A 5,632-nucleotide genomic window follows, 5' to 3' on the forward strand; every position below is an offset into this window, starting at 1 on the left:
TCATTTTGGAAAGGTATTATTCCCAGTACTCTAGAACTTCCTAAAAATATTTCCTCTATGAAGCAACTTTCCGATGAAACTATTCTCAATCAGCTTGAAAATGACGACGTGGAATTATTGTGGACTATCAATTATCTGGGTGAAAAAGATCAAGCCTTTTCCTACAAAACTTTTCAATTAACAGGAAGTAAGGAGCTCTCCACTGCTTTTGCTTCCTTTCAAAAACGACATTCACAAGAAGCCAAAGGACAGGTAACTTATCTCTCACTTACCGGCGTACGCAAATCAGCATTAGATGAATGTATTAAGGACGAAGCACCACATAAATATCAACCTGACACTGGAGAAATGTTTACTTATACTTCCGCTAATTCAGAATTTTTTACCCAACCACTTTTGGTTGCAGTGCCCAAAGAGGAGGGTTTTCATATTATTCAGAATCCCAATTCTCTTGTGCAACACTCTGCAAAATATCAAAACAAGTTAAATGATCTTTATCAAATGATCTATCCACCAGTAGCTCCAATCAATGCTCCTTCTGACGACGTTACTTATTTAATGTTTGATAATGGAGGCGTTCTGGATGGTAAAATTGTTATGGGGTCAGACGAAATTACTGAAGATGATTTAGTCATTGAAGAGTACGACTGGGGCGGAGTTCAAGTATTGGTCAATGGTATTCAAATTGTCAGCGATATTATGGATCTGGTTACCAACTATAATTATAAAGTTGTTTTCCATTCAAAAAATAGTGTAGTCTGATCAATTAGAATTTTTAGAGAAATTAGAAGCTGCATGTGCTAGAAAAGGGCTTCATTTTCCTCAAGTTCATGGTATAGGTGTGTATGATGCTACTCTCGGTCATAACTCCAGTGCAAATCCTATCCGTTCTGTTGTAGGAGGCATTCCTGTAGTGAGTTGGGGAATGGATGATAACGACGGCAAAGCCTCTGTGAGACGTGCCCTGGAAACATTACTACTTATCAAGCCTGAAGCTCGTGGTAAGCACTTTGTATTTGATGACGGTGAGCCTAACGTGAGTAAGTCTCGTGAAGAGGGGTATCAAGCTTATTTAATTGGTGATCAAGGCAATGATTTTATCAGTCTGGCATCAGCAGTAAATCAGGTATTAACCCAGGCTTGTGAAATTTCTCTACAGGGCGGTCAAAATGCTGTTATTGCTAATCCTCCTGCAATACAAGATTTAGACTATAATGATTTACCTTTGGCTTTTAGACAATATTTGTCCTCCACCTCACAAGATATACGTCATAAGAGCGAGCATATTTCCACAGAAGCTTATTGGAATCAGTTGGATAATGCTAAGAAAAATGAAATAAATGAAATCTATAAGTACATTGCTGCTAAGCCCAAGCCAGATGCTGCTCCGATGGGTCAATCTGCGTTTTTCCAAAATGATAAAAAACTCAGCTGGAACCAATTATCATTTAAGGAGAAAGCCATTATCTCAGAACAAACTCAAGCTATTCGCATAAATTTTGGAGGCTTAAGTACTCTCGAATATTGGGAGCAGATAGATATTTCTCAACAAATGGAACTACGAGAACAGGCTGAGCTAAATAATGCTGTTAGCAATTTAGATCTTCACTAACCTCGACTAGATAGATTCATTTGGATTTAGCACAAGGTGGGGTTACGACCTAATGGCACTATCTTAAGCGGATAGTGCCTCATTTTCTATCTTTTTAATTATTTTATTTGCTTTCTCGACCCTATGTCTTTCCAACCTTCAGCTCCTGATATCACCGCGTTGCTGAAGTCTTAATGCCTTACTAATGTTCACATGCTACACTAGCCGCTCATATAATAAATAGAATGGGTCAAATATATGAGAAGTGAAAAGCTACTAAACATTCTCAATAACGTAAAGCATGAGGATGAAATTTTAACGAAACTTAGCGAAGAGAATTTTGCAGTCACCGATATCACTGAAGACGGCGATTCACTTCTGCATGTATTTGCTAAGTCAAATCATGTAAAAAATGGTAATTTTTCTTGTTATATTCAGTCGATAATGGCAGCCGGGGCAGATGTCAATGCTGTCGATAAGCAGGGTAACAGTTTTCTAAGTTACTATCTGGAACACGCAGCGCCATACGATGTAGATAAAACATTCGATCTCTTACTTAAGAACAAAGACTTTGATATCAATCAGACATCTGGAGCAGGACAAACATTTTTTGAATGTATCTACCATTCGCGAGGATACAACTTAAAAAATACATTTAAAATGTTAATAGAGCATAAAAAGTTTAACCCTAATCAGAAAACCTCTAAACATAATTCCATACTCTTGCATATGCTTTCTGAAGATGTCTACCTGTTTAGAGATCTTATTGATGAGGTGATTAAGAACGTTAAGACGAATCCCAACATCAAAAATAATAATGAGCAAACAGCATTGGCCCAGATCTTGTCTGATTCCCAATACAAAGACATGAAATTGGTTACCGCATTAATCAACCATGAACAATGTGACATCAAGGCTGTAGATGGGGAGGGAAATAATTATTTGCAACTGGCGATTATTTCTTGCCAACATCAGGCTACAGACATTGCAGCACTACTTATCCAGAAAGGTATTGATGTGACGCATAAAAATCATGCAGGGAAGTCGGTATTTGATTTAATTGCCGAGAATAAAGCCAATAGATCAGACTATGTAAATAAAGAACTGCTACTTGATATTCTTAAACTTCATCCATCATCACTTCTTGAAAAAAACTCAAAGGGTAAGACGATATTAGGTGAATTACTTAGAAGTGATGACTATACCGTCACCTCTGAGTTCAGCACTCTTCTTGAACTATGCAAAAATCAAAAAAGTAATTCCGAATTACTTAAAAATATAATCGCAGATTGCTTTAATGATTTTCGTCAAAATTTGGTATCCAGAGAGGTAATAGAATCGATAATCCAGGCAATCATTGATGCAAACATTGAAATAGATGTCGAATATTGCTTCGCGCTCACGGCTATTCGTAAGCCTTTTCAACAAGAGAGAATCTACAAAAATTTCAGAAAACTCAAACCTGAGATTAATCAGAATGCTGTTATTAGTCACATAGAAAATTTAACTAAAGAAGGCAGTGAGGAGCGAGCACGCGCGTTAAGCAATGTCTTCGAATTAGATTTTCCTCTGGATTGCTTCAATGATGCCATGCTCGCCTTTGAAGAACACTATCTTCGTACCAAAACAACTCCGGGTATCGGGACAGACTCCAAAATGTTTGGCCATTTATTTTCATTAAGCGGCTCAATACCTGTCAACAATCGCCTTATTACGCTCACAGGAGCTTCTTACTTTGACACCGTTCCCTTTATGGCACACTTAATGAATGCTTACGTTTCACATTGTGATACAAATGGGAAACATATTGGGCATCTGGATGCCATCAGGCAAGTAAGAAACATGACAATAAAAGCAATGCGTTTTTATTTTCTGTCTAATTTCTGGGGGGATTATTATCCATCAATGAAGTCCTCTAAGGACAGTTTTATGTCTACTATGATAGCAGACAGCAAAAACTCTGGTGTCGAAATACTCACCGGCTGGTCTGGACATGCGATAAATCTCATCATCAAAAAGGATGATTTTTATCGTAATAATGGTGGTGGATGTAGTACCGATGCCACTACTGAACATTACAAAATATCCAAAATTGCGAATTTAACAGAACCAGTGATTGCCAAGCTCTGTAGTGATAGCCTTCAAGAATCAAATAAAACATACATTCAACGTGACTTGCATGACATCCTTGGTTTGATATTTGACAGCATGATTACCGGAAAATTTCAAACTGTTGGCAATTGTAGTCTTGAAAGCATGCTAATAGCTTTGAAAATAAAATATCGCTTGTTTTTACCGGAATCAATAGCTGACGAACTTTTTACAGACACGGTAAGATTTTTTGAGCAATTTTATTTAGAAGAATACCTGTCACTTTATTCCAATAATCCCACTCTGCCACACCTGTTAATGCGGTTAATTATCCAAAAATTAGTACCAGAGGAAAACCTGGAGTTAGCCGGTAAACTGTTAAAAGATCATTTTACCTCTGCAGCTAGCCAGGAAATCATGCAAGTTGAATTCATACTGCAACAATGGAAGTTGCGAATTGAGGGTGGTTCTATAGAACAGTTCAATATGCAATTACAGTCTCTTGGTGTGTTTCTCAATCCTCAACTGAATAGTCGTCTGCAGATGTTAGATCATTTTCTTAATGATAAAGTGACTGCTGAAGATTTAGATGAGTTGAGATCATGGCCATTAGATAAGCAAACGTTCCAGGGTTATCATTTATTGCACTTTGCCGTGATGAATAACAATTTAGCCCTCACTTCGTCACTTCTTCAGATGTTTCCAAAAGCAGTCAATCAAACCAACTGGTTCGAGCAAGAGCCATTGTGTCTGGTAAAATCTGTTGAGATGGTCGATATCTTAGCCAAGGCAGGAGCGAGCATGGCAAGAACACACTATGATAATGCCTTGGACTGCGCAATTATAGCGAACAGAGTCAATGTGGTAGACGATTTGCTCAAACATGGTGCTAAACCCAGCGAATACAGTGCTTATTATGCTGCCAATAAGGATCCAAAGATATTACAGTCTATAATTGAATTTCATCCAGAAACCATACAAAAAACCACTCATAACTACAGCACTCCCGTTCATGCGGCAGCAAGAGGTGGTCATAGTGAAAACCTTCGTGCCCTGATCTATTATGGCGGTGCTAATCCAGCTGCTACTGATGTGAATGGAATTACTCCATTACACTTAGCTCTTAGGAATGGGCGCGATGCTACAGCCAGATTATTGATTCAATATCCAGGTACATTATTCAATACACCCTATCGTGGGGACTCTGTAGTCAGTATGACTACAGACGCTGAGATAAAGCAGATGATCGAATTTAAGGAGCAAGAAAGAAAGGCTGATCTTGAATATTTTGAACAGTTCAAAAACAGCAGTCCCGGTATCATCACAGAAGACGTGGATTATCTGATTATAGCTATTCGTAATAACGACATACGTGCCATTCGTGGATGTTTACTCGCCTACCCCAACATCAAAGTAGTTAACTACAGTAATCTCTATTGTACTGCTCCATTGACAGAGGCTATACAAAATCTGGCGCGCAACAAAAAAGAAAAGTATGAAGAAACATTCGAAATTGTCCAAATGCTCCTGAAAACTCCAGGTATTGATATCAATGCACTCATGGCATCATCCGAACCCATCATGTTCATGGCTACATCAATTGGGGATGTCTCAGCTCTCGAACTCTTCCTTGCTGATCCTAAACTGGATCCAAACAGGCAAGATAATGTCGGATATACCGCCCTCCATGATGCTGTGGAACGCGGTCATCTGAACTGTGTTAAGCGTTTACTCGAAGATGAACGTGTCGATAGTTCCATTGTGAATAATAGTGGCGAAACAGCTGCAGATGTTAAAGGTTTCAGATACGGCGTAAGAGAGTGTCAGGAGGCAGTAGCTCAGCATCAGTGGCGCATGCAACAGAATAGATTCAATCTAGCAGTCTAGCCGGATTGCCGATAGGAGGCAGAGGAGTAAAGCATATCTTTTAACTCCTTTTCCTTCTTAATT

At 38.6% G+C, this 5,632-nt stretch carries 3 protein-coding genes; all 3 read left to right on the forward strand.

The window, feature by feature from the left end; translation table 11 throughout:
* Nucleotides 1-762, forward strand: a 762-nt coding sequence (locus Ltuc_RS15470; RefSeq protein ID WP_162264366.1) for a hypothetical protein, incomplete at its 5' end; no start/stop codon positions are given.
* Between the two features lie 79 nt (nucleotides 763-841).
* The gene (locus Ltuc_RS12385) at nucleotides 842-1,612 is read left to right on the forward strand and encodes a hypothetical protein (RefSeq protein WP_058521680.1); all 771 of its coding nucleotides are present in this window, start codon (nucleotides 842-844) and stop codon (nucleotides 1,610-1,612) included.
* Between the two features lie 237 nt (nucleotides 1,613-1,849).
* On the forward strand, nucleotides 1,850-5,569 hold the full coding sequence (locus tag Ltuc_RS12390; protein ID WP_058521681.1) for an ankyrin repeat domain-containing protein: 3,720 nt from the start codon (nucleotides 1,850-1,852) through the stop codon (nucleotides 5,567-5,569).
* Nucleotides 5,570-5,632: the final 63 nt, after the last annotated feature.

This window comes from Legionella tucsonensis, assembly GCF_001468035.1.
Classification (GTDB): domain Bacteria; phylum Pseudomonadota; class Gammaproteobacteria; order Legionellales; family Legionellaceae; genus Legionella; species Legionella tucsonensis.